This window comes from Myxococcus sp. AS-1-15 (assembly GCF_020037055.1).
Lineage (GTDB): Bacteria > Myxococcota > Myxococcia > Myxococcales > Myxococcaceae > Myxococcus > Myxococcus fulvus.
In genome coordinates this window covers 78,656-99,571 of record NZ_JAIQDF010000003.1, presented here as the reverse complement: position 1 = coordinate 99,571, position 20,916 = coordinate 78,656, and the positions used below count along the sequence as shown (strand labels likewise).

General features: G+C 70.7%; 19 protein-coding genes. 7 read left to right on the top strand and 12 right to left on the bottom strand.

Translation table 11 applies throughout. The features are described 5' to 3' along the window. The first annotated feature begins 361 nt into the window (after positions 1-361). Positions 362-2,383, top strand: coding sequence for a hypothetical protein (locus K8625_RS09940; RefSeq protein ID WP_223782551.1), 2,022 nt, complete (start codon positions 362-364; stop codon positions 2,381-2,383). 151 nt (positions 2,384-2,534) lie between these two features. Here the strand turns inward: K8625_RS09940 and K8625_RS09935 are convergent, their stop codons facing one another. Then, entirely contained in the window at positions 2,535-2,756 is a 222-nt protein-coding gene (locus K8625_RS09935) for a hypothetical protein (RefSeq protein ID WP_223747128.1), read from the bottom strand. 339 nt (positions 2,757-3,095) lie between these two features. On the opposite strand from K8625_RS09935, the gene K8625_RS09930 reads away from it, so the two are divergent. After that, positions 3,096-4,091 (top strand): hypothetical protein, encoded by a 996-nt coding sequence (locus tag K8625_RS09930; RefSeq protein WP_223782550.1) that lies wholly within the window; start codon positions 3,096-3,098, stop codon positions 4,089-4,091. 36 nt (positions 4,092-4,127) lie between these two features. On the opposite strand, the gene K8625_RS09925 is transcribed toward K8625_RS09930, so the two are convergent. Together K8625_RS09925 and K8625_RS09920 are read right to left on the bottom strand one after the other, a co-directional pair. Next, positions 4,128-5,123: a lytic transglycosylase domain-containing protein gene (locus K8625_RS09925; protein ID WP_223782549.1), complete on the bottom strand. Its 996-nt coding sequence runs from the start codon at positions 5,121-5,123 to the stop codon at positions 4,128-4,130. A 10-nt stretch (positions 5,124-5,133) separates the two neighbouring features. After that, on the bottom strand, positions 5,134-5,850 hold the full coding sequence (locus K8625_RS09920; RefSeq protein ID WP_223782548.1) for a TetR/AcrR family transcriptional regulator: 717 nt from the start codon (positions 5,848-5,850) through the stop codon (positions 5,134-5,136). A 97-nt stretch (positions 5,851-5,947) separates the two neighbouring features. On the opposite strand from K8625_RS09920, the gene K8625_RS09915 reads away from it, so the two are divergent. Continuing rightward, positions 5,948-6,463 carry a hypothetical protein gene (locus tag K8625_RS09915; protein WP_141332766.1) on the top strand — a complete coding sequence of 172 codons (516 nt, stop codon included), beginning with the start codon at positions 5,948-5,950 and terminating at the stop codon, positions 6,461-6,463. Between the two features lie 7 nt (positions 6,464-6,470). Here K8625_RS09915 and K8625_RS09910 read toward each other — a convergent pair whose 3' ends face one another. The 7 genes from K8625_RS09910 to K8625_RS09880 all read right to left on the bottom strand — a co-directional run bounded on the left by K8625_RS09910 (position 6,471) and on the right by K8625_RS09880 (position 12,169). Beyond that, the gene (locus tag K8625_RS09910) at positions 6,471-7,016 is read right to left on the bottom strand and encodes a hypothetical protein (RefSeq protein WP_223747133.1); all 546 of its coding nucleotides are present in this window, start codon (positions 7,014-7,016) and stop codon (positions 6,471-6,473) included. Positions 7,017-7,033: 17 nt separating this feature from the next. Next, positions 7,034-7,663: a hypothetical protein gene (locus tag K8625_RS09905; protein ID WP_223747134.1), complete on the bottom strand. Its 630-nt coding sequence runs from the start codon at positions 7,661-7,663 to the stop codon at positions 7,034-7,036. A 214-nt stretch (positions 7,664-7,877) separates the two neighbouring features. Beyond that, entirely contained in the window at positions 7,878-8,360 is a 483-nt protein-coding gene (locus K8625_RS09900; RefSeq protein ID WP_223747135.1) for an acyl-CoA thioesterase, read from the bottom strand. Beyond that, positions 8,251-9,327, bottom strand: a complete 1,077-nt coding sequence (locus tag K8625_RS09895; RefSeq protein ID WP_223747136.1) for a YheT family hydrolase — start codon at positions 9,325-9,327, stop codon at positions 8,251-8,253. The genes K8625_RS09900 and K8625_RS09895 overlap by 110 nt, the downstream gene beginning before the upstream one ends. Continuing rightward, positions 9,320-10,051, bottom strand: coding sequence for a hypothetical protein (locus K8625_RS09890; protein WP_141332770.1), 732 nt, complete (start codon positions 10,049-10,051; stop codon positions 9,320-9,322). Before K8625_RS09890 ends, K8625_RS09895 begins: the two co-directional genes overlap by 8 nt. 5 nt (positions 10,052-10,056) lie before the next feature. Next, positions 10,057-11,139 carry a fatty acid desaturase gene (locus K8625_RS09885; RefSeq protein WP_223782547.1) on the bottom strand — a complete coding sequence of 361 codons (1,083 nt, stop codon included), beginning with the start codon at positions 11,137-11,139 and terminating at the stop codon, positions 10,057-10,059. Between the two features lie 145 nt (positions 11,140-11,284). Next, a complete protein-coding gene (locus tag K8625_RS09880; RefSeq protein WP_223782546.1) occupies positions 11,285-12,169 on the bottom strand; it encodes a sigma factor-like helix-turn-helix DNA-binding protein in 885 nt (294 codons plus the stop codon). Positions 12,170-12,210: 41 nt separating this feature from the next. On the opposite strand from K8625_RS09880, the gene K8625_RS09875 reads away from it, so the two are divergent. Beyond that, entirely contained in the window at positions 12,211-15,372 is a 3,162-nt protein-coding gene (locus K8625_RS09875; RefSeq protein ID WP_223782545.1) for a serine/threonine-protein kinase, read from the top strand. A 12-nt stretch (positions 15,373-15,384) separates the two neighbouring features. On the opposite strand, the gene K8625_RS09870 is transcribed toward K8625_RS09875, so the two are convergent. After that, a complete protein-coding gene (locus K8625_RS09870; RefSeq protein WP_223782544.1) occupies positions 15,385-17,640 on the bottom strand; it encodes a CocE/NonD family hydrolase in 2,256 nt (751 codons plus the stop codon). Between the two features lie 334 nt (positions 17,641-17,974). Here K8625_RS09870 and K8625_RS09865 point away from each other — a divergent pair, with 334 nt between their 5' ends. Genes K8625_RS09865 through K8625_RS09855 form a run of 3 tightly spaced genes read left to right on the top strand, consistent with a single transcriptional unit; the run spans position 17,975 to position 20,158 of the window. After that, a complete protein-coding gene (locus tag K8625_RS09865; RefSeq protein ID WP_223782543.1) occupies positions 17,975-18,430 on the top strand; it encodes a hypothetical protein in 456 nt (151 codons plus the stop codon). Positions 18,431-18,468: 38 nt separating this feature from the next. Then, positions 18,469-18,921 (top strand): phage tail protein, encoded by a 453-nt coding sequence (locus tag K8625_RS09860; protein WP_223747142.1) that lies wholly within the window; start codon positions 18,469-18,471, stop codon positions 18,919-18,921. Continuing rightward, positions 18,914-20,158, top strand: coding sequence for a hypothetical protein (locus K8625_RS09855; RefSeq protein WP_223782542.1), 1,245 nt, complete (start codon positions 18,914-18,916; stop codon positions 20,156-20,158). Before K8625_RS09860 ends, K8625_RS09855 begins: the two co-directional genes overlap by 8 nt. 137 nt (positions 20,159-20,295) lie before the next feature. Here K8625_RS09855 and K8625_RS09850 read toward each other — a convergent pair whose 3' ends face one another. Further along, the gene (locus K8625_RS09850) at positions 20,296-20,859 is read right to left on the bottom strand and encodes a hypothetical protein (protein WP_223747144.1); all 564 of its coding nucleotides are present in this window, start codon (positions 20,857-20,859) and stop codon (positions 20,296-20,298) included. Positions 20,860-20,916 lie beyond the last annotated feature (57 nt).

Below are 20,916 nucleotides of genomic sequence, written 5' to 3'. Positions count from 1 at the left end.
GGTCTGCCAATAAGAGGGCATCCTTTCTGGCGAAGCAGTCACGAGTGGCCCCCATGCGCTCCTTCCCCTGGTCCTCGATTGCCGAGCAGGTCTCGCTCCTCGCGCGCTCGAGTGGAGTGACGACCGTGCGTGGGACGAGGGCTGTCGGGTGCGCTCGGCGAGGCGCCCGACGATGTCCCCTCCGCGCGCACTTCCGCCTCGCTGTCAGGGATGCCCGCCCTGGAGTCCGCCATGGTGGCGGCGCTCTGGACGGGCCTGGCCTGCTTCCCTCCGTGTCTTGGCGGCCGGGAAGCGGGAACACGCAGCGAAGGAGCGTTTCATGCGCGTCGTCAGGAAGTCACTCACAGGAAGCCGTTACGCCGTGTCATTCATTCGCACGTGGGTTGCCGTGGCGACGCTGGCGGTCCCCGGCGTCGGCGCCGCGAATGACTTGTTGAAGAGCAGTCGAGGCGGTTCGGTGCAGTGGGACTTCTGCTACGGCAAGGCGGACAGCACGCTGTTGCCCGTGGACCCGCGCACGCTGGTGCAGCCGGGCATCAGCAACGGCAAGGCGGTGCACTTCAACGCCTATTGGAAGAACTGCCACGTCGACCCGGTGGCGGTGAAGGAGGTCGGCGCGGCGAAGACGTGCGGCGAGCTGCGCGCGCGCTTCGACCACGGAGAGGGCCTGTTGACCAACGGCCACCCCGGCGTGGGCGCGCTGTTCACCGGCACCGACTACACCGTGCCCGAGGCCGCGTTCGGCATCGCGACGTTCTCCGCCGCGCAGTACAACGAGCTGTGGCGGGTCTGGGGCTTTCCCTTCCGTCCCGACAACTTCGACACCCTGGTCTCGCAACGCTACGGCTCGGGGTTGAGTCCCAAGCGCAACCCCTATCCGCTGCCGGGGCAGTTCCCCAACCTCTCCAACGGTGGCAGCGGGCAGCTGCCGGAGATGCTCACGCAGCTGCGCAACCCGGATGGCAGCTGGAGCGGGCGCATCGGCGTGACCTGCCACGCCTGCCACAGCGGCATGGTGGGAAAGCCCTCGGATGGTCCGGGGATGGGCGTCCAGGTGGGCGGTGGCAGCAGCCTGGCGGACCTGGACCTGTTCCTGAGTGATTTGCTGCCGCTGGGGTATCCCGCGTCGCTGGCCACGTTCCTGAACCTCAACCGCACGCGCGGCACGAACAACGCCAGTGACATCAACCTGGCCTTCCTGTTCCCGGACGAGAAGCTGCTGCGGCCCTCGGAGGTGATTGGGCTCATCAACTCCGGCTCCACCGCCGGCATGGACACGCCGGCGTGGTGGAACATGGGGCACCGTCCGGTGAAGTTCGTCGACGGGGTGTTCCCGATGGATGCGCCGCGCGTGGACATGGTGTTCTACACGCCGTTCATCGGTCTGTTCGGAAGTGCCGGCGGGCCGCTGAGCGAGGCGGGACAGGACTGGATGCGGGAGAACGGCCCGTCGCTCAACACCTGGGTGGACGCGCTGAAGTCCCCGCCGTATCCGCTGCCCATCAACCCGACGTTGGCGGAGCAGGGGGCGGTGCTGTTCCACACGCTCGACATGTGGGCGCCCTCGCGCAACAACACGGTGCCCCGGCCGCAGGGCAACGGCTCGTGCGCGAGCTGCCACGGGGCGTACGCGCCCCGGTACGTCAACGACCCGTCCTTCCTCGCGTCCCCGGCGCTGGAGGGCATGGCAAGCTACATCGTCCCGCTGGACATCATCGGCACGGACCCCGTGCGCGTGAACACGAACAACGCGGCGGTGCAGTCGGCGGGGGCGAAGAACTTCTTCGGCTATCCGACGACGGCGGGGACGGACCAGGACTGCGGTCCGCAGAACCAGCCGCACATCCGGGGCAACCGCCCGCTGGGCTATCTGGCGCCGCCGCTCTATGGCGTCTGGGCCACGGCGCCGTACTTCCACAACGGCTCGGTGCCGAACGTGTGGGAGGTGCTCAAGCCGTCGGACCGCAAGCCCATCTGGCGCCGGGTCTCCACGCCGCCGCGGTGGGACCAGCCGCTGGTGGTGATGGGGTTCGACACGGACCTGCAGCGCGCGTTCGACTCGACGAAGCTGGGGTGGAAGTACGACACGATTGCCTGCAAGTGGCGCGGGCCGTTGAACCCGGCGGTGTCGCCGTACATCAACTGCCAGCCGGGGGATGAGTTCACCACGCCGCTGGCTCAGGAGCTGATGAACGTGCTGTTCAGCAACCTGATTGTCTCCTGGAACATCCTCTTCCCGCCCACGCGCACGCGGCAGCAGTTGGAGGACCGGAAGATCTACAACACGAACGCCTTCGGCCAGGACAACGGCGGGCACGAGTTCAACTCCGTGCTCACCGACCCGGAGCGTCTGGCGCTCATCGAATACATGAAGACGCTGTAGGCGGCAGGTCGAGCGCTGATGGCATGCGGGCCCGCTGCTTCCTCTCGGGAGGTGGCGGTGTCCCGTGTGCGCACCGAACGCCTCCTCCGGGTCCTCTGCAACTGAGGGCCTCCACCCTCGCTGGATGACCTCCGCATGGGGGCCGCGGCGCTCAGTCGGAGTGTCGCGCTTCTCCGCGCGCCCGGCCCCTGTATGGCAGCACGAACAGGTACAGGCCGGTGAGCAGGAGCAGGAGGAGGGGAGGCAGTGCCAGATACGCGACCCAGACGGGCGGCGATTCCTGGCCCATGACGACGATGTTGGCGATGACCGCCACCGTGAAGGCCACGGACAGCCAACGGTGGGTCTGACGGATTCCTCGGCTCCAGCTCATGGGTTGCTCCTGGGATGAATCCCCACTGTGGAGTCGCGTGCGGGGGATTGCTTCTCGAAACCTGCTCGATCGGCCTGCGCTACGTGCCGGCAGACAGGGTGGAACCAAGGGCTACACGACCGTCAGCGGTGCGGTGTCCACGAAGACACAGGCCGCGAACACGGGGGCTCGCGGATCCGGTCCTCTTCCGAGAAGCCCTGCCTGGGACGTACTGTCTTCATCCCAGGCCTGGCGCACGGATAGGGTCGCGTCCGTGCCACGGGGCAGTCTGGGGTTGCGCCGTGTGCTAGCTTCGGGCCTCGACTCCAACGCCTGCTCAACGGAAGAGACGAGACCCTCATGTGCTACAGCGGCTGCCCGTTCGAACCCGGAGAGTTCGCCGAAGGCCTCATCCGGAATGAAGGCTATCCCGTGCTGGATTTGTGCGCGAAGTGCCGCAAGATGTTGCCCCAGGCGCGTGGATACTGTTCGGGCTGTGGTGAGACCATCGAGTCTTCCACGGAAGAGGGCGGGACGCTGGTGAAGTGTTGTAGCGCCGAGATGATGCGAAAGGTCCGCGAAGGGAACCTCTTCGCTCAGACGTGGAATGCCGAGCCGATGAAAGGCTCGACGCTCGGGGCGTATGTCAACATGAGCATCCAGTTGGCCAGGCTGTCGCACGAGCACGACATCGGCTTGATGTTGTACCTGGGCGAGAGCCTGACGCTGGTGAAGCGCTGCATGGGATGGTTCGTGAACGAGCGCCTGGAGGAGACGGGCGTCCTGCGCAAGCTGCCCGGCGTGAAGGTGACCGGCTCGCTCACGACCGGAGGGGAAAGCGCCATGCCCTCCTTGTCCTGGCAGGAGTACTTCGCCCAGAAGCTGGCGAAGGGCGTCGAGCTGGCCAGGACCTGGAACCCTTCCGGGCCGACGAACCTGACGGTAGGGATTGCGGACTATGGCGTCAGTGGCGGGAGCTTCAAGGCGCTCTGCAAGTACCTGAGCACCCGCACCTTCCCGGGCGTGGAGAAGTTCCAGGTCGTGATGTTCTGCTCCGAGTCCTCACGGGAGAAGCTCCTGACCGCCGTCCAGGCCTACAACAACCAGGGCAAGTTCGCCGAGGCCCTGGTCCTCCCCTTCGAGGCCTTCCTCCCGAACCCCAAGCTCGGAGGAGACACGCCGAAGAACTTCCAGGGGCGCGGCTCCATCAAGCGCGCCTGGGATGACTTTGGTGAGAAGCGCCGGTACCGCGACCTCGAGGACTCGGGAGTCGTCTCCGAGGAGGACGCCTACTTCGAGCGGATGAAGACGGAGATCCACGACCTGCTGAGGTCGGGCAACTTCGACCGCGGATGAGGGCCGTGGCGGACCGGCTCCCTCGGTTCGCGCGGCTCAGCCCTGGCGCGTGCCGGGCGTCACAGCGGGCTTCGCCTGGGTCGCGCGGGTCGAGGCCTTCGCGGGCGCACCCTGTGGCTTCGCCGGAGTCTTGGCCGAGGGCGTGGGCCTCGCCGCGACAGGCTTCGCTGCCTGCGGCTTCGGTCGAGGCGCCGTGGCTCCCGTCTTCACGGCCGCCGTCGAAGAGGGGCGCGGAGGCTCCGCCTTCGCCGCCGCGGGAGGCGAGGACGCCACCTTCGTCGTCTCGGGCTGGGGCCGAGCGGGGGCCACGGCCTTGCGCGCCCCCGTCTGCGCCGGCCTCATCGCCGGAGCCGGCTTCACCACCACCGCCGCGCGCACGGGCGTCTCCACGGCCACCACGGGCACGGGCCGCGCGCGCGCCGCCACCACGGGCCGCGCAGGCGGCTCCGGCCGCGTCCGAGCCCACGCCGTGAGCACCTTCGGCACGTAGTACTCCGTCTCCCCGTTCCTCGGCACGCGCCCGTTCACCGCGCCGGGCCCCGCGTTGTACGCGGCCACCGCGAGCCGCACGTCACGGAAGCGCCGCAGCTGCTCGGCCAGGTACCGCGCGCTCCCATCCAGCGCCGGCTCCGGGTCGAACGGGTCCTCCACGCCGAGCATCTTCGCCGTCGTCGGCATCAGCTGCCCCGGGCCCATCGCACCCGCCGGGGAGATGCGGTGCACCCGCCCCTCCGACTCCACCAGCACCAGCGCGTGCAGCAACCCCTCGGGCAGCCCGTGCCGCCGCTCCGCTCGCGTGATGAGCGGCTCCAGCGGCTCATGCCCATCCCACAGACACGAGGGCCGATGCGCCGCGTACGAGCGCAGCGCGTTCACCTTCATCTCCAGGAACGAGGGCGACAGGGGCGAGATGTGCGTGTCCCCCAGCCACGCGACGGCCGTGTTGATGAGCACCAGCGGCGCCACCGCCGCCAGCCCCACCCACGCCCACCACGGAATGCTGAAGCCACCCAGGGCCCGCTTGCGTCCCACCTCCCCACCCTTAAGGGCGCTTTCCCCCTCCGTCCAACTTCCGGCGCCCCCCAGGTCCACCCGGCGGCACCCTCAGTCCATCCAGCACCAACGTGGTGAGCGCGTCCGGCAGCTCCAGCGGGTTGCCGATGTCCTCCTCGCTCAACACCGCGAGCAACAGCCGCTCCACCGCCCCCACCACCGCGAGCCCGCTCACCGCCGGGCGGATGGGCCGCAAGAGCCCGTGCGTGTGCGCCTTCTGGGTGATGGCCACCGCGTGCCGGGACACCTCGCGCGACAGCTGCGCCACCTTCGTGCGCGCCCCCACCGCCGGCCCCCGGCTCTCCTGCAGGTACAGCCGCACCACGCCCGGGTACTGCAAGAGCGCGCTGGCGATGACCGCCGCCATCGCCCGGTACGCCTCGAACATCGCCTCCACGCCGCGCGCCCCCGCGAGCGCCCGGCCACACGCCTCCAGCCCCGACAACAGCTCCGCGCGCACGGGCGAAAGCAGCGCCTCCACCAGCGCCGGCTTGTCGGCGAAGTACCGGTAGAACGTCCCCTTGGCCACCCCCGCCGCCTGGGTGATGTCGTCGATGGTGACCGCGTCCAGCCCCCGCTCCACGAAGAGCCTCAGCGCCGCGTCCTCCAGCGCCTTCGTCCGCTCCCGCCGCGCCGTCTCCCGCACACCCCCCGGACGCCCCGGACGCTTGTCCGCCTCCCTGGCCCCTCGCTTCGGACTCACCATCGTGCGCTCCGACGCATCGCGTGATACATAAAGAGTGACCAAATAGTCATGATATCGAGGGCGGGGCGTCGACCGGGCGCTCCGTGGGAGAGCGACGATGATTGGCATCCCTCTGGGCTGGGCGTACTCCAATTTCGGCGAATGGGCGCTGCACAAGTACGTGCTGCACGGCCTGGGGCGCCGCCGCGGGAGCTTCTGGGGCTTCCACTGGCACGAGCACCACCAGGCCTCGCGCCGGCACGACATGCTGGACGACCAGTACCTGCGCTCCTTGTGGACGTGGTCCGCGCAGACCAAGGAGCTCTTGGGGCTGGCGGTGCTGGCGCTCGCGCACGCGCCCCTGTTGCCGGTGGCGCCGTTCTTCGTGGGCACCGTCTGGGCCTGCGCGGCCAACTACTACCGCGTCCACCGCCGCGCCCACCTGGACCCGAAGTGGGCCCGGGAGCACCTGCCGTGGCACTGCGACCACCACCTGGGCACGGACCAGAACGCCAACTGGTGCGTCACCCATCCGTTCTTCGACAACGTCCTGGGCACCCGCCGCGAGTACCTGGGCGTGCAGCCCGTGCACGCGGGAGAGCGCCATTCCGTGGCCTCTCCCGCGCACCCGTGAGGCGGACCTAGAACACCAGGTCGAAGTAGTTCGCCTTGGCGCGCACGCCCGCGCACGCCTCCAGCCGGGCGCTCCAGTCGCGCGTGGGCAGCGAGCCGCGCGCGGTGAAGACCAGCTGCAGCGAGTCCTCGCGCGCCATGTCCAGCAGGTTCACCGCGCCGCTGCCCGTCAGCCGGATGGACTGGGTGGGCGTGGTGCTGGCGCGGCGGTACTCACCGATGAGGATGCTCTCGGAGGTGCCCGGCTTCACCACGGACACGCTGGCGCGCTCGATGCCGCTCAGGTCCGTGCTGGACGTCACCTCGAAGCCGCGGAGCCTGAGCTCCGTCTCCACGTCGGTGTCCTCGGGGAGCACGTCGTCGAAGTCGCCCAGCGGGAAGTCGAGCGCGTACTCGATGTCGGCGGAGCCGGGGAAGGCGGCGGGGAAGTCCACGTTCGGCTCGGCCTTGCAGATCTCCTCGGCCTCCGCCTCGATGAAGAACAACGAGTCGCAACCGGTGGCGACGAGCGCGCAGGTGGAGAGCACCAGGGCGCGGAAGGAAGTCGTTCGCATGGTGGGGGCTCCTGGCCTTAGAAGAAGTAGAAGAGGAACCCCACCTTGACGGAGGGGATGGTGGCGCGAACGGTGAGGTTGCGGGCGGTGATGTCCGACTCGTCGGTGGCGTCCTCGATGAGGGCGGTGGCGTCCTTCACGCCCATCCGCACGTAGCTCAGGCCCAGGTGCAGGAAGAAGTTGAAGCGGCTGGCCGCGCCAATCTCCAGGCCCACGCTGCCGGCCACGTAGTTGTAGCTGATGTCCTGGATGGCGGACGTCGCCCGCGAGGGCTCGGCGCCCAGCCAGTCCACCACGTCGTTGTAGTCCGAGCCGAAGTAGTACCCGGCCTCGGCGTTGATGGACGGCGCGATGAAGGTCTGCAGGGGCAGGATGCTCAACCCGCCGCGCAGGCCCAGGCTCAGCGTGTTGGTGGTGGGCCCCGCCTGCAGCCGCAGCCAGGGCACCGGCTTGAGCACCGCGGACAGGCCGATGCCGTGCGGCGCGCCCGCGTCCACCAGCAGGCCGAAGCGGTAGGGTGAGTCGCCTCCGCCCTCCTGGGCGTGGGCGGCGGCGCCAGTGGCCAGCGCCGTGAGGCAGGCCAGCGCCGTGCCGTGTCGTCGTAGGAATGCCGCGCGTCGTCTCGTCGAGGGTGTCGCCGTCGTCATGTGCTGTTCCACGAAGGGAAGTCCCGGCCCGGGCGAGCATCATTCGGCGCCACGCTCCGAAACGGAAGTCGCGCGCTCGAAAATGATGCCGGCGGCCGCCTCAAGGCACGGAAAGCCCCGGGTTCCCGGCGCCGGCCCCGAGGAGGGGAGGCCCGCTGCCCGGTGTACACCAGGCAACGAAACCTCCCACACGCCTCGGGCCCTGCAGGCGACGTCAGCCCTGGAGCGCCTCGGTGCGGCCCTGGCGCGCGTTGACGGCCTCGATGACCTGCGCGGGCGCAATCACACCCTGGCGGCCGAGGATGACGGCGGTGGACTCACCCTCCGCCACCACCTTGCCGTTCGAGATGAACTGGTGCGTGGCGTAGAAGTACTTCTCGTCCCAGCGCGAAATCGTCATCGACACCGTGTACTTGCGGAACGGCGGCAGCGCCTTTTTGTAGTCCATGGTGTGGCGCACGATGATGGGCGCCCACTTGTTCTTCATCATCAGCGCCGCCAGCCCCGTGCGCACGAACAGGTCCACCCGGTTCAAGTCACACACCGTGAGGAACCGCCCGTTGTTCATGTGCAGGTTCAGGTCCAAATCATTGGGCAGCACGCGCTGCTGGAGGGTGCTGGTCAGCGCGTCCACCTTCATCTGCGGCTTCCACAGCGAGGACACGAGCACCCACAACATCCGGAGATAGAGATTCATGTGCTTCGCGCTGCTCCTGCAGGAAGAACGAGATGAGGCGGGACGGCGGATAGTAGCCAAAGCCGGAAGCGTGGCGGTACATGAAACCCAGATGGCCCCCGTGCGGTGTGAGCTCCAGTTGCACGTGGGAGCGCAGCTCGCCCGGTGAGGGCAGCGTGTCGGGCGCCACCAGCGGGTCGTCTCCGGCGTTGAGGATGAGGAAGGGCGTCTGGATGTCGCCCAGGAACTGCCGGCTGCTGCAGCGGCGGTAGTAGTCCTGGGCGTCGCTGAAGCCATGCAGCGGCGCGGTGAACACCTCGTCGAAGTCGCGGATGCCGCGCAGGCCCGACAGCGCGCCCAGCCGCGAGGCGTACTCGGGCAGGTGTGCCTTGAGCCGCGCCACGCGCTGGTAGGAGCGCAGCACGCGCAGCTGGTAGAGCTGGTTGATGCCCTCGTACGCGCGGGCGGCGGTGCTGGCCAGGTCGAACGTCAGCGACACGGCGGCCGCGGCGCGCAGGTGGCTGTGGTGGCCCGTCTGCGCGAGGTAGCGGATGACCATGCTGCCGCCCAGCGAGAAGCCCACCGCGTACAGCGGCGTGGTGGGCTCCTGCTCGCGCACGGTGGCGACGAGCCAGCCCAGGTGCTCGGTGAAGCCCGCGTGGTAGAAGGGCGCCAGCCGGTTGGGCACCGCGCCGCCCCGGTGGCAGAGCACCGCCGCGCGCAGGCCGCGCCGGGACAGCTCTCCCAACAGCGCGCGGATGTACGTGGAGTCGGGCGTGCCCTGCATCCCGGGCAGCAGGATGAACAGGGGCCCTGAGCCCTCGCGGTTCAGCCAGTGCACGTCCACGAAGTCGCCGTCGGGCAGCTCGTGCCGGCGCTGCTCGATGGCCACGTCGAAGCGCCGCGGGTCCAGGTGCGGCGCCACCGTCTGCACGTGCGAGTGCCTGAGCCACCACGGGGCCTGGAAGCCGGAGGCAAGCTCACCCACGGACGGCCTCGACGGGCGGCGTGGCCGTGTCCTCGGGCAGCGGCATGCCGATGCGCGCCATGACCTCCAAATCCTTGGGCGTGTAGGGCCGCGTGCGGCGGCGCACGTAGTCCGCGCCCAGCACCAGGTTGAAGTTGGACACGCCGCCGTAGCGGTGGTGCAGGAAGTGGTTGCGGTAGATGGCGCGGCCGTAGCGCGTGCGCAGGAACCACGCGAGCCACCGGGGCGCGGTGCGCTGCCCCTCCTCGAACGGGCGGTGCAGGTACGGGTGCACGAAGTGGCTCATGAACGGCGGCAGGAGCAGCGTCACGCACCCGGCCAGGAAGGCGATGGGCTTGAGCGTGAAGTAGAAGAGCGGGAAGAAGATGACCAGCGGCGAGACGAAGACGAACGCGCCCTCGCCGTGCAGCTTCGTGGCGAACGCGCCCTTGATGATGGTGACGCCGTGCTTGCCGCGCTGGAGCAGCTCCTCGGTGAGCTTCGTCTTCTCCTCCTCGTCGCGGAACTGGGTGACGTGGTCCCCGCGGAAGGTGCGCACGTGGTGGATGGTGTGGTGGGAGAAGTGCGTGTTGATGAGCGGCCGGAACAGCCACGGCGCGCGCTGCCAGAAGCGCACGGCCTTGGGGCGCGCGTCGGACACGTACTCGTGCATGAAGGACTCGATGTACGAGGCGATGACGTAGCCGAGCACGAGCCCGAGGAGGACATGGATGAGGTCGGACATGGGAGTCAGTGCTCCTCTCCGGAGAGGGTGAGCAGGCGGTCCAGCCGACCGGGTGAGGGGGCCGGAGCCGCCAGGAGCGCGGGTGCGCCCCGGGGTGGGGTGGGGGGAAAGCCCGTCATGCGGCCTTGCGACGCGTCGTAGACCTTGAGGCGGAAGGCCTTCAGCGACTCGAACAGGCCCAGGCGCACGCCGTGGCCCTCCAAGTCATGCTGCTGCATGTAGTCGCGCAGCAGGTAGCCAGGCACCTGCGGCTTGAGGTGGTGCACGTGGTGCAGGTTGATGGCGCCGAAGGTCCACTCGAGCACGCGCGGCAGCACCAGGAAGCTGCTGCCCTTGAGCGCGGAGTCCTTGAGCGTCCAGCGCGCGTGCGGCACCCAGTACGGCTCCTCCACCTGGTGCTGCACGAAGAACAGCCAGATGCCCAGGCCCGCGGCCACCTGGGTGATGAGCAGGTGCATCAGGAAGAAGCGCGGCCAGTCACCGAAGGCGAGGAAGGCCGCGTGGACCGCGACGAGCGCCAGGTTCGTCACCCAGATGGAGCGGCGCTCCGGCACGCGCGAGCGCGCCACCAGCGTGGGCAGGCGGAAGCGGAACATGAACTGGAACACCGGGCCGATGCCGAGCAGCACCGCGGGGTGGCGGTAGAGCCGGTAGCGCAGCCGCTCGACGGGGCGGAGCGCCTGGTACTCGTCCGCCGTCATCGTCACGATGTCGCCCGTGCCCCGGCGCTCCAGGTCGCCGCTGGTGCTGTGATGCACCAGGTGCATGGCGCGCCAGTACGCGTGCGGCGCCAGCGTGAGCAGCCCGAGCCACGTGCCCACCCGGTCATTCATCGACGGGCGCGCGAAGAGCGAGCGGTGTGAGCAGTCGTGCTGGAGGATGAAGACCCGCACCAGGGTGATTCCCGCGAGCACCGCGAGCCCCAGGCCCAGGGCCATGGAGTGCGCGAGGGCCACGTAGCTGGCGGCGGTGAGCAGCAGATAGGCGCCCGCCGTGCCCACCACGTGGAGCAGGCTTCGGGTGGTGCGGGGTTGCCAGCGGGCTGTCGGTGCGGGGTGTGGGGTGTGGGGTGTGGGATGAGCTGTCATGGTTGTCTCGACGCTGCGGGCCGGCCCCCCGGAACCATTGATTTCTCCATCAATGGACATAACCGCCGTGACGCGTCGCGACAAGGACTTCGCAGGTTTTGCGATGATTTGGTAGTTTTCTTGGTTGGTTGTGCGTCTGGGACTGTCAGGGGCGCAACAGTCGATGGAGGCTCACCTCGAGCTGGCTGCGGATGAGGGCCAGCAGGCTCTCCAGTTCGGCGGGGGCCAGCTGGAGCCGGCGGACGAGCGCGTCGCGGGTGCGCTCGACGAGCTGCTCACGGGCCTGCGCAATCCAGCGCGCGGCGGTGGAGCGGGAGGTCTGGTACATGAGGCCCACGGAGTCCACCGAGAGGTTGTCGACATGGTGCAGGCGCAGCAGGCCGCGCTCCCGGGGGGAGAGCGTGGCGAGGGCCTCCTGGAGACACTCCCGGAAGTCCTCCTGATGCCGCGCCCGGATGAAGCTCAGCTCCGCGTCCCCTCCCACCAGCGCGTCCGCGTCCGAGGGCAGCGCGTCCAGCGCCACGTGACGGGGCACCTCCGCGTGCAGGTCCGCGAGCAGCCGCGTGGCCACCGCGCGCACCCAGCGCTCCAGGGGGCCTCGGCCCGTGTACGTGGCGATGCGCGGCAGGGGCGCGCCCTCGGCGACGAGGAGCCGGTGGCGCAGGCGCTGCTTCAGCTCGGCGACGCGCTCGGCGTCCTCGGCGGGGAACCACGCGCCCACGCGGGCGAACACGCTCGTGTCCAGCAGGGCCAGGGCGGTGGTGTCCGCGTGCGCGCACGCGTAGGTCAAGAGCAGCTCGCCCGCGTGCACCTGCTCCAACAGCGCGCACGGGGCCTTCGACGCGGGCATGCGCGCGGCCAGGTGGCGCACGAAGTCCTCGGGCTGGAAGCACAGCGTGGGTTGCTCGTGTCGGGCGCGGGCGAGGAGGGCCTGCAGCCGCGCCTCCAGCGTTCCAAGGTCTTCTTCCGACGACGTCTTCACGGGTGTCACGGCGACGAAGGTCCGACTCAGCCCCAATGCATCCCCCATGGCGGGGGAGTCTATCCGGGGATGGGTGAAGGGGGGACGGCATGGGTGAGGGCACCTGTCCGGATGAGGCGGAGCTGGCCGACCTGGTGCAAGGGTTGGTGTCGGGGGACGCGCTGGCTTCGCTGGAGCGTCACCTGGATGGGTGCGGGCTGTGTCGGCGCGTGGTGGTGGTGCTCGCGGGAGGCGAGGCGCGCGCGGAGTCGGTGGCCGCCTCGGCGGATGCGGGCGTGCCCCGGTTGGAGCGCGGCGCCCGGGTGGGGCACTACGAGGTGCTGGAGCACGTGGGCCTGGGCGCCATGGGCGTGGTGTTCGCCGCGAACGACCCGAGGCTGCACCGCAAGGTGGCCCTGAAGTTGTTGCGCTCGGACTGGGTGAAGGAGGGCGGCGCGGAGGACGCGCGCGAGCGCTTGTGGCGCGAGGCGCGGGCGCTGGCCCGGCTGTCCCATCCGCACGTCGTCGCGGTGCATGACGTGGGGGTGCATGGGGAGAGCCTCTTCATCGCCATGGACTTCGTGGAGGGGACCACGCTGCGGCGCTGGCTGCGGGCGGAGCCTCGGCGGTGGACGGAGGTGCTGGGCCGCTTCCTCCAGGCGGGCGAGGGCCTGGCGGCGGCGCATGCGCGGGGGCTGGTGCACCGCGACTTCAAGCCGGACAACGTGCTGGTGGGCGTGGATGGGCGCGTGCGGGTGACGGACTTCGGGCTCGCCCGGCTGACGCAGACCTCGCTGCCGGGGGGCGTGGAGTCCGCCGTGCTCGACGGGGCCTCCTCCGGGGACGCGGGGACGGTGACGCAGCCGGGGGCGCTGCTGGGGACGCCCGCGTACATGGCGCCCGAGCAGCTGGAGGGACGGCCCGCGGACGCGCGCAGCGACCAGTTCAGCTTCTGCGTGGCGTTGCACGAGGGGCTGTATGGCCGGCGTCCGTTCGAGGCGAGCTCGCGCGCGGCGCTCGTGCAGGCCATCCGCGCGGGGCCTCCGGTGTCGTCGGGGGAGGCGCGGGTGCCGGCGAGGATTCGCCGCGCGGTGCTGCGGGGCTTGAGCGCGGACCCGACGGCGCGGCATCCCTCGATGGAGGCGTTGCTCGCGGCGCTCACGCATCGGCCCCGGTGGGAGCGCTGGCGGATGGCGGCGGTGTGGGCGGGGGCGGCGACGCTCGCGGGGGTGGGGGCGGGGTTCTGGCTCCGGGAGACCACGCGGTGCGCGGGCGCGGACGGGCACCTGGTGGGTGTCTGGGATTCGGCGCTGCGAGGCCAGCTGGAGGCGGTCTTCACCGCGTCGGGTCTGCCATTGGCCCAGGAGGGCTTCGGCGCGACGGCGCGGCGGCTGGATGCGTATGCGGAGGCGATTGCCCGGATGGAGCGGGACTCGTGCGAGGCCACTCACGTGCGCGGTGAGCAGTCCGGGCGGATGTTGGATTTGCGGGGCATGTGTCTGGACCGGCGGCGCGAGGCGCTGCGCGCGTCGGTGACGCTGATGCTGCAAGGGGACGCGGCGGTGCTGGAGCGCGCGCCCCAGGCGGCGCACGCGCTGCCGGACCTGCTGCCCTGCGCGGACCGGGAGGCGCTGGCCAGCGTGGTGCCGCTGCCCGAGGACCCGGTGGTGCGTCAGCGATTGCAGGGCTTGCAGGCGCGGCTCGCGGAGGGCATGGCGTTGCAGGAGGCGGGGCAGCACGCGCGGGCGCGGCAGGTGGCGGAGGAGGTGCTCCAGGCCGTGCGGCAGACGGGGTATCGGCCGATGGAGGCGTCGGCGTTGTTCCTGCTGGGGTTGGTGGAGAAGGCGCATGCGCGCTTCACCGAGGCCGCGGAGGTCTTCGACGCGGCGCAGCTGGCGGCCCTGGCCGGACGGGACGATGACCTGATGGTCCGCGCGCTCATGGGGCTGGCGGACTCGGAGCTCCAGGGGCATGCGCGCTACGCGGAGGCGGAGCGGGCCGTGAGGCTGGCGGAGGCGACGCTGGAGCGGCTGGACATCCGACAGGCGCCCGGGGCGGCCGGAGAGCTGCATTTGTTCCGGGGACACCTGTTCCATCGCAAGGGCGAGGCTGTCCGCGCGCAGGAGGACTTCCGTCGCGCGCTGGAGCTGTTCGAGCAGGCGCATGGGCCCGAGTCCCCGCGGCTGGACGCGCCGCTCACGGCGCTGGGGCTGATTCTCAACCTCCAGGGGCACTACGAGGAGGCGCGCGGTTACTACGAGCGCGCGCTGGAGCTGCAGCAGCGCGCGTACGGCCGCGAGCATCCGGTGTGTGTCAGCCACCTCAACAACGTGGCCACGGCGCTGCGGCTGCAGGGGCGGGTGGAGGAGGCGGTGGCGCGCTACGAGGAGGCGTTGTCGCTGGGGGAGCGGCGCCTGGGTGCGGCGCATTCGTCGACGAACATGGTGCGCGTCAACCTGGGGGACGCGCTCCAGCTCCAGGGCAGGCTCACGGAGGCGCTGGCGCGCTACGAGGAGGCGATGCCCGCGTTGCTGGCGGTGCACGGGGACACGCACCCGCGGGTGGCCTCGGTGCTCACGAGCATGGGCACTGCGTACGCGGACCTGGGCGAGTCGCGGCTGGCGCAGAAGTCCTATGGGGAGGCGCTGGCGGTGCAACGTCGGCTGCTGGGGCCGGAGCACCCCGACCTGGCGCTGACGTACAACAACCTGGCCTCGGTGATGTTGGACCTGGGGGAGCCTGGGAAGGCGCGGCCGCTGCTGCAGCTGGCGCGTGGGTTGTGGGAGAAGTCGCTGGGGCCGGAGCATCCGCGGGTCGCCTCGGTGTTGCAGAACCTGGCGAAGGCGGACCTGGCGGAGGGGCGGCTGGGCGCGGCGCACGCGGGGTTCGAGCGGGCGCTCGCGATGCGGCGCAAGGGCCTTGGGCCCGAGCACCCCAAGCTGGTGTCGACACTGACGCTGCTGGCGGAGGCGAAGCGCAGGCTGGAGGGGCCGCGCGCGGCGCTCGCGACGCTCCAGGAGGCGGTGCTCCTGGCGGGCAAGGCGCAGGTGACTCCGGCGGACCGGGCCAAGGCGCTGTTCTGGCTGGCCCGGGCGACGTGGGATTCGGACGGCTCGCGCGAGCAGGCGAGGACGCTCGCGAGGCAGGCGGAGGAGGCGCTGCGCAAGGCGCCCCGGACGACGGAGGCGCTGGCGCGCGAGGTGCGGCAGTGGCGGGCGCGGCATGACGCGTCGACGTCCCAGCGGGCCACGGGAGAGGCGAGGCGGCCGTGAGCCCCCGAGGGCTCAGGGCGCGGGCTGCCTCCACACGGGCAGGGTGAGCCGGCTCCCGGGCAGCCAGGTGATTTCGAGGGGCGTCTTCGCGTCCGCGAGGCGCTCGTCGCTGACGTCCTTGCCCGTGCCCAGGTTGAGCTGGGATTGCGCGTGCTTGTTGATGGCGACCACCGCGACCACCTGGCTCCCCACCTCGAGCCTGCGGCTGGTCATCCGTCCGCTCTGGAAGGTCAGGCGCTGGCGCTTGCCCGGAACGAGCAGCCGCCGCTGCTCGCGCTCCGCCACGTGGCTGGCGCGCTGGAGCACGTAGGACAGGTACACGTACTCCCCCTTCGCCGTGCGCTCGTAGAGCACCACGTAGAAGTCGAAGTCCTTCTTGTTGGTGATGAAGTCGAGCCGCCCGGCGAACAGCCCGCTCACCTCCAGGGCTTGCGTGAGCGGCTCGCCGACGTAGACGAAGCCGTCGCGCGGCGCCTCGAGCGTCGTGGACACGATGTCCGACGGCTCGTAGTGCGGCCCAGGCGAGCGGTCCTTGAAGTCCACGCGCAGCCGCTGCCGGGTCCCCGCCACGGGCGCCACTGTCGTCAGCCGGTGCGGAGCGCCCGTGGCCGAGGGCGCGAGGAACAGCTCCACCGCGCCGTTGCTCACACGCGCCAGGTCCGGCGCGTGCTTCCACGTGTTCGCCCCCATCACCTGGTAGTTGACGCGGTCCTTCAGCAACGCGGGCAGCGGCCCCTGTCGCAGCACGTGCTCCAGCCACTGGTAGCGCAGCGCATGCACGTCCAGTCGGGCCACGGGGTCGATGCGATAGCCCATCAGCTCATCGCTCGACGCGTGCTGCCCGCCCATGTGGTCGTAGGGCCCGATGACGAAGTAGTGGCGAGCGTCCGGCGCGTGCTTCAGGTGCTCGGTGAGGTAGTACATCGCGCTCAACGAACAGCCGTCGTAGTAGCCCGTCGTGGTGAGCACGGGGATGCGGATGCGCGCGAACTCCTGACGGTACGGAATCATCTTCCGCCAGTACGCGTCGTACGTCGGGTGCTCCAGCCAGCGCTGGAAGAAGGGATTGGGACGCCCGTCCAGCCGCTCCAGCGCGCGATAGGGCTCGCCGCTCGTGTACCAGCGCTCGTGGAGCGCATCCCACCGCGCCCCGTCGAAGTAGTCCGCGTCCGCCAGGCCCTTGTCGAGCGTGACGTAGCGCGGCCAGCGGTAGAAGAAGCCCTGGAAGACGTTGCCCTGCATCGGCACGTCGATGCCCGGCGCCACCGGCACCGACGGCATGATGGCCTTGAGCGCCGGGTGCCCTCGCTTCGCCGCGGACCACTGCGTGAAGCCCTCGTAGCTCCCCCCGAACATCCCCACCTGCCCATCGCTCCACGGCTGGCGGCTCACCCAGTCGATGACGGCGATGGCGTCGTCCCCGTCATGCTCGAAGGGCACCGGCGCATCGGGACTGTTGCGCTTGCCTCGCGTGAGCGCCGTCACCCCCGCGAAGCCATGCGCCGCCGAGCGCACCGCCTCCTGCTTGTTGAAGCCGTTGGCGTAGATGGTGAACGACATCGCCGTGGGCAGCGGCGCCTGGGTCTTCCGGGGACGCGCGACGGTCACGGACACCTGTGCCCCGTCGGGCGTGGGCACCAGGACGTCCTCCTCGATGACGTAGCGGCGCGCCTCGTCCCGGACCCACAGGGGCTCGCTCGCGGGCAAGAGCTCCTGGAACACCTGATGGACCTGGTAGTGACGCACCAGCTCCACCGCCTGGGCTCGTGTCAGCCGTCCCGCCTTGCGCGCCTCGGCGAGTCGGGTGTCCAGCTCCCGTCGCGCCCGCTCCAGGTCGAAGCGGAACATCCCCCGCGCATCGAGCGCGACCCGGTCCTCCAGCGCGCCGAAGGTCCGGTCGAACGCCCCGCGCAGCGCGTCGGCGTACGGCGTCCCGCGCTCGACCTGGGCCTGCTTCGCCAGCGCGTGGGCCTCGTACTGCAGGAAGGTGATGCCCTGCGTCGCTGTGTTCGCCTCCAACAGGGGCCGGAGCTCGCGGATGGACGCGACCGCGCCCGCGAAGTCACCTGACACCAGCTGGAACCGGAAGCGCTGGCCCAGTCGGGTGGCCAGGTCCTCGTCCGGAGGGTCCTTCAGCAGGGCCCTGGCGAGCACGGGCATCGCCTTCGCGAGCGCCTCGGGGGATTCGGACGTGGGGGACGCGAAATCGGCGGGTGTGGCTTTCGCGAGCGTGGCGAGCAGCAGGGTCAGCAGGAGGGCGCGCGGCATGAGTTCTTTCGAGGAGGTCCACGATAGGACGCGATGCCCGCGCATCCATGGACACCTGGTGCGGCCCAGGCGTCGAAGGTGCGCCCCGGGCCTACTTGTCGTGGGTTCATTCGTGTGCATCGCGCGTGTGCTCCGCCGGACGAAGCGGGTGTCGTGGCTGGGGGCCTGTTGGGCTCGCGACGTCGGCGCTGTCCCCGGGAGCACTTCCGGTGCCCCTCGGTCGGTGCGACCTTGCGAGCCCGGATATCACGGAGCTCACAGGCTCCGTGGAGGCCGGCCCAGGACCTGGGGGGACCGGATGATCGACGAAGTCGATCAACGCTTGAAGGCATGGGTGAGCCGCGTCGCCGGCGAAGCGCCCGTGTACCTCGGCGTCCCGGACCGGGAGGTCATCGAGCGCGGAGTGTGTCTGTACCTGCTGGAGCTGGGGCCCGCGCCTCCCGCGCGAGGTGGACGCCGGGGGCCGCTGCAGTTCTCGGTCTGCTACCTGGTCACCGCCGGCGCGGAGGCTCCCGAACAGGCGCACCGGCTGCTCGGCGAGCTGGTCTTCTCCGCGATGGAGGAGGCGGAGTTCGAGGTGGACCTGACGCCCGTGCCCGCCACGCTCTGGGCGGGGCTGCGCGTGCCGCCGCGCCCCGGCTTCCGGGTGCGCCTGCCGGTCCGACGCGAGCGGCCCGCGTCCGTGGTTCACCGCGTGCGCTTCCCGGTCATCACCCAGCTGGTGCCCGTGGAGGCGCCGGCCGCCGAGCCCCAACCGCTGCCCATCCACTTGCCGCTGAAGGAGGACTGACGTGCCGAGCTCCCTCGCCGAAGTGGAGGAGGTGACCCATGACTGACGCCAAGGCGCCCGAGGTGGCCCCATCGCAGCAGGGGATGGGCACGCGCGTGGACCCCTTCCGCGCGTACAACTTCAAGCTGCTCATCGACGGGGTGAGCGAGGGGCACTTCACCCAGTGCACCGACCTGGAGGTGGAGGTCATCACGCCGCATCCCCGTGAGCGGCTCGCGGGGCCCGTGATGCACGGGGATTTGACGCTGCGCTACGGCGTCACGCAGTCCCCGGAGCTGTGGAACTGGTTCCTCGCGTCGATGAACGGGGGACCGTCGCGCAAGAACGTCTCCGTGCTGTTGTTTGACGGGGATGGGATGACGCAGAAGCTGCGGTGGGACCTCAACGAGGCCTGGCCGAAGAAGTGGCGGGCGGCTCCGCTGGATGTGCTCGGACAGCAGATCGCCGTCGACTCACTCACCCTCGTCTTCGAGTCCATCACCCGTGGTTGACCGCGCGCGAGGACAGGTGCCCGGTGGGTGGCTGCGCTCCGTCGCCCGGCGGATGAAGGACTGGGCGCGGGCGGTGCTCTCCGAGGAGGAGGCGGACTTCGCCGCGGCGCTCTCCCAGGCGCGGTTGACTCCGGAGCGCGCGTGTCCCGCGACCCGCGGGCCGCCCATCACCGCGCCCCGGGGGCCACCGATGCCCCTGGCTTCCATCACGATGGTGACGGCGCCCGCGGTGAGCGTGGGGCCGCCGGAGCACTGGGTGCGGGACGTCCAGGCTCGGCGCGCCATGGGGCCTCCGGCGGACTGGGTGGCGCGGGTGCGCAAGGTCGCGCCCCACCTGGTCGAGGGGATGACGGACGAGGTGCCCACGCCGCCCTTGAGTGACGCGCATCTGTCCGCTCGCGCGCGCATGATGCTCTCGGGCAACGCGACGGACCCGGAGCCTCGGCGTCCCCTTCCACCTCCCGCGATGTCGCCCTCCATCCGCACGCGGCCTCCTGCTCCGCGTCTGTCCCGTCGGGTCGAGTCCCTCGCCACGACAGAGAACCCCGCGCCGATGTGGCGTGAGGGAGGGGCTTCTCCGCCGCCCGTGAGTACCTCGCCCACGCGGGACTCCACCGAGGTGGCGGCTCCGGGGGTGGCCGGGGCGCAAGGGGCCTGGGCTCATCCCTTCGCGTCGCCGCCGCACGCGCCCATTGAAGCGGAGCCCGCGCCGCTGCCCGTGGAGGGGCCCACGACGCCTGTCCCGCTGATGCTGCGGGGCGCGCCGTTCCCCAATCCGGTGCGCGTCGAGTCCACGCCGGTGTCTCCCTCGGAGGTGTGCGTGCCGCCGCTGGGGGAGCTGGACAACGATGATGGGCTCAGCTCGTCGGGACTGCCGCAGGGCATCTCCGCGTCCCAGGCCTCCGGCGTCCAGGGCCCCGTGGCCGTGCCTCGTGCCCGCTCCACCGCGGAGCTGTGGATTCCGCGCCGGCCCGGTGCCGAGGCCGCGCCCGTGCACGCGGAGCCGGTGCCTCGCGAGCCGCACGTCGCGAGCGGGCCTCGGACGACTCCCGGAAGGACGGAGACGTGGCCGGGCGAGAGCGGTCAGGAAGAGCCGAGGCAGGCGGCGCATCCCGTCCAGGAAGAAGCGGGGTACCCCACCGCTTCGTCGCGGGACACCGACGACGAGGACGCCGCGCGCGAGCTGCGGCTGTGGGCGCAGATGCGCCGGCTCGAGCGGGAGCAGCGAGGTGAGTGATGGCCCGAGGGGCCTGCCCCATTTCGCATGAGGGGGCGCGAAGCGGTTGAGCGTTCGATGCCCGAGCCGTGCGTCGTGGGGTGCGCCTCGGGCCCGGCGTGCACCGGGTGGTCCGCCGCTCCAGGGCATTCGTGCCGTCACGAACCCGCGTCATCTCCTGGCTCGGCGGGCAGGGTGTCCCACCAGCGTGGCTCGTCCGGACTCTCCTCGAGCGCAGGGAAGTAGAAGGGGCTGCCCCAGCGCTCCTGGGCCCGCTGGCCCACTTCAATGGCGAGCACACGCGCGTCGCCCATCGTCTGGCCACTGGGGCGCATCGTCACCAGCGGGACGCAGGTGAAGCGAGGATGCGCGGTGGATGCACCCGGCAGGATGGCGAAGACATCGAGAGACCATCCGAACGAGTCGCCATCCCATTGCACCTCGATGGCCACGGGAGGATGGGGGAGCGCATCGAGCGCTTCACGTGCCCGCGCTCGCCACGCCTCGGGAGCGCTCTCCCTCCACCGGCGCGCCGCCTCCGCCTCGCCGAACGCGGGATGGAGCGTCTCCAGCTCCTGGGAGCGCCAGGTGAGCTGCTCGACCGCCGTGGCGAGCGGACAGCCCGTCCGCTTCCGCAGCATGGAGATGGCCGCGAAGAGCTCACGGGAGAGCAGGAGCGGGTCGACCTCGACGAGGACCTCGGGTGGGATGGACGGGCTCATGTTCCTGGGTGGGTCGCCGGGGAAGCGCTGCACGCGCCGGGACGCGGCGCGCAAGGA